Source organism: Caballeronia terrestris (assembly GCF_001544515.1).
GTDB classification, from domain to species: Bacteria; Pseudomonadota; Gammaproteobacteria; order Burkholderiales; family Burkholderiaceae; genus Caballeronia; species Caballeronia terrestris.
In genome coordinates this window covers 1-2,951 of sequence record NZ_FCOL02000241.1, presented here as the reverse complement: position 1 = coordinate 2,951, position 2,951 = coordinate 1, and the positions used below count along the sequence as shown (strand labels likewise).

The window sequence follows — 2,951 nt, the reverse complement described above, 5'->3', positions numbered from 1 at the left end:
CCTGCGCACCGGTGAGACGGTCGATCGCACCGCCGATCTGCTGAAGCGCAAGATCCTCGACGGCAGTCTCGTGCCGGGTCAGCGCCTGATATCGCGCGATCTGGTCGAGGAACTCGGAATCAGCCGCGGACCGCTGCGCGAAGCGTTCAGGCGTCTTGCCGCGGAAGGTCTCGTCGACCTCATTCCGAATCGCGGCGCGGTGGTACGCCGTTTGTCGGTCGATGAAATCGCGCACATCTATCAGATCCGCGAGGCGCTGGAAGGCTTTGCGGCGAGGCGCGCGGCCGAGCTGATCGACGAGGGTGACAACCGCGCCCGTTTTACCGAAGTGCTCGAGCGCGGACGCCGTCATTTCACGCAGCCTGACTTTCAGGCGTTCGTGGTGGACAACCGACAGTTCCACCGGATCATCGTGGACATGTGCGGCAATCCGCAATTGAGCGAACTGATCGACAAGTATCAGTTGCCTGTGTTCATGATTCAGTTGCGCCAGCGCATTGGCGTTGACGAGATCGTGCGTAATTCGCTTGCTGAACACGAGGCGATCGCCAGCGGCATCCTGGCGGGCGACCCGGACGCCGCGGCGGCAGCCATGCGCCGCCATCTGTGGCATTCGGCCGATGAACTCGTCAAGCTGCCCGCGCTGAAGCGGCCTGAGTGACGAGTGAAGCTACCGGGCGACATGCTGCCGTGAGCACGGCGGCCGCTCGATCCGTCCCGCCCAACGAAAAGGAACCGACGCGTGGCAAAGACCCTGTTCGACAAAATCTGGGACCAGCACGTCATCGAGGATTTGCCGGGCGGGGTGAGCCTGCTGCACGTCGATCGTCATCTGATGCATGAGCTGACGAGCGTGGCCGCGATTCGCCAGCTTGAAGCACGCGGCGCGTGCGTCCACGATCCCGCTCTCACATTCGCCACGCTCGATCATGTGATCTCGACGCGCCCGGGCCGCACTGCCGGCGACGAAGCCTGGAGCACGATCGCGATCGACGCGCTGCGCGAGCAGACTGCGCGATTACAGATCCCGCGCTTCGATGTCGATGACGGCCGCCAGGGCATCGTGCACGTGATTGGTCCGGAACTCGGGCTGACCTTGCCGGGGCTGCTGCTCGTCTGCGCGGACAGCCACACCTGTACGCATGGCGCGCTCGGCGCGATTGCTTTTGGTATTGGTTCGACGGAACAGGTACACGTGCTCGCCACGCAGACAATCCGGCAGAAGCGGCCGAAAACCCTGCGTGTGCGCTTCGAGGGCGCGATTGGACCCGACGTGGATGCGAAGGACATGATCCTGTATCTGATCGGCGCGTTGGGCACGTCGGGCGGGACGGGTTATGCCATCGAATATGCGGGGCCGGCGATCCGCGCTTTGTCGCTCGAAGCGCGCCTGACACTCTGCAATCTTTCGATCGAACTCGGCGCGAAGGTCGGCATGATCGCGCCCGACGACGTGACATTCGCCTATATCGTAGGCCGCGACTATGCGCCAACGGGCGCGGCGCTCGATGAAGCCGTCGCGCAATGGCGGCAACTCGCAAGCGACGACGACGCCGTGTTCGACAAGGAAATCGCTATCGATGTCACGCTCATCAGTCCGCAAATCACATGGGGCACGAGCCCCGAGCACGTGATCGCAATCGATGCGCGAGTGCCCGATCCGCTCGGCGAGCCCGATCCCGCGCGGCGCGAGTCGCTCGAGAAGGCGCTGGCCTATATGCAGTTGACGCCGGGCCAGCGGCTCGATCACACGGCGATCGACCGGGTGTTCATCGGATCGTGCACAAATAGCCGGCTGAGCGATTTGCGCGGCGCGGCGCAAGTGGTCAAAGGCCGGCACGTGGCCGCGCATGTGACGGCATGGGTCGTGCCGGGCTCCATGGGGGTCAAGCGTGACGCCGAACGCGAAGGGCTCGACCGGATCTTTCTGGACGCGGGTTTCGAATGGCGCGAGCCGGGCTGTTCGATGTGCGTCGGCGCGAATGGCGACATGGTCGGACCGGGTGAGCGTTGTGTATCGACGTCCAATCGCAACTTCGTCGGCAGGCAGGGGCCGGGTGCGCTCACGCATCTGGCGAGCCCGCGGGTGGCGGCGGCGAGCGCTATCGCCGGCATGATCTCCATGCCGCAAGCGGAGGCCGTCGTATGAAGGCGTTCACCGTTTGCGAGGGCATCGCCGCGCCGCTCATGCGCGACAACGTCGATACGGACATGATCGTGCGCGTGGAGCGAATCGCCCAGCTCCAACGCGGACAATTTGCGCGGTGGGCGTTCGAGATGTTGCGCTATCAAGCCGATGGCGCCGAGGAACGCGGCTTCATCCTTAACCAGCCGCCATTCCGGGACGCTCAAATCCTCCTGTCGGGCCAGAATTTTGGCTGCGGCAGTTCGCGCGAGATGGCTGTCTGGGCCCTCGATGAATTCGGCATCCGTTGCGTGATCGCGCAGAGTTTCGGCGACATCTTCTACGCCAACTGCCTGCAGAACGGGCTGTTGCCGATTCGTCTGGACGCGGCGCAAATCGACGCGCTGGCCGTGCGCGCAGCGCTCGGGGAACGGCTTCGCGTCGATCTGGAGACGCGCACGATTCAGGCGCCCTGCATCGAAGACATTGCTTTCGATTTTCCCGACGAGCGCCGTGAAGCATTGCTCGAAGGTATCGACGAAATCGACCAGACGATGAAACTCAACGCACACATTCTGGCGTTTCAGCGCGATGACGCGTTGATGCGGCCGTGGGTATATCCGGGCGTTGAACGCTGAACGAACAGTTACAGGAGACAAAAACATGGTGAGCAACACGGTGCATGCAGGCGCACGACTCGACCGATTGCCGACCTCACGGTTTCATCGGCGGATCCTGTGGCTGATCGGCGGTGGCATGTTTCTCGATTCGTTCGATATCTATCTGGCTGGCGGCGTGCTCGGCGCGCTCAGCCGCAGCGGCTGGT

General features: G+C 63.5%; 3 protein-coding genes and 2 pseudogenes. All 5 read left to right on the top strand.

What is annotated here, in order from left to right; genetic code table 11:
- Positions 1-70: 70 nt before the first annotated feature.
- Positions 71-145 (top strand): annotated as a pseudogene (locus AWB67_RS43655) (GntR family transcriptional regulator); the annotation flags it as partial.
- A 66-nt stretch (positions 146-211) separates the two neighbouring features.
- Entirely contained in the window at positions 212-661 is a 450-nt protein-coding gene (locus tag AWB67_RS35920) for a GntR family transcriptional regulator (protein ID WP_235025561.1), read from the top strand.
- A gap of 81 nt (positions 662-742) precedes the next feature.
- Positions 743-2,149: a 3-isopropylmalate dehydratase large subunit gene (gene leuC, locus AWB67_RS35915; protein WP_087660627.1), complete on the top strand. Its 1,407-nt coding sequence runs from the start codon at positions 743-745 to the stop codon at positions 2,147-2,149.
- Positions 2,146-2,763 carry a 3-isopropylmalate dehydratase small subunit gene (gene leuD / locus AWB67_RS35910; protein WP_087660626.1) on the top strand — a complete coding sequence of 206 codons (618 nt, stop codon included), beginning with the start codon at positions 2,146-2,148 and terminating at the stop codon, positions 2,761-2,763. The genes leuC and leuD overlap by 4 nt, the downstream gene beginning before the upstream one ends.
- 25 nt (positions 2,764-2,788) lie before the next feature.
- Positions 2,789-2,951 (top strand): annotated as a pseudogene (locus tag AWB67_RS40260) (MFS transporter); the annotation flags it as partial.